Below are 351 nucleotides of genomic sequence, written 5' to 3'. Positions count from 1 at the left end.
ATACCGAGTTACTCATGCTCTCACTCATTGAAACGGAGTTAGATAAGCTTTCACTCATCGAGACGGAGTTGCTTAAGCTTTCGCTCATCGATACCGAGTTACTTAAGCTTTCGCTCATCGATACGGAGTTACTTAAGCTCTCACTCATTGAGACCGAGTTACTCATACTTTCACTCATGCTTACCGAGTTACTTAAGCTCTCACTCATGGAAACGGAGTTGCTTAAGCTTTCACTCATCGATACGGAGTTACTTAAGCTTTCGCTCATTGAGACTGAGTTGCTGAGGCTTTCGCTCATGCTTACGGAGTTGCTTAAACTTTCACTCATCGATACCGAGTTACTCATACTTT

1 pseudogene is annotated in these 351 nt (G+C 43.0%); it reads left to right on the top strand.

The annotated features are described in order from the left end of the window. A pseudogene (locus tag LMC10_RS02015) lies at positions 1-351 on the top strand (hypothetical protein); the annotation flags it as partial.

The sequence above is a fragment of the Limosilactobacillus reuteri subsp. simiae genome (assembly GCF_020784875.1).
Lineage (GTDB): Bacteria > Bacillota > Bacilli > Lactobacillales > Lactobacillaceae > Limosilactobacillus > Limosilactobacillus reuteri_H.
This window is presented reverse-complemented; position numbering and strand designations above follow the sequence as displayed.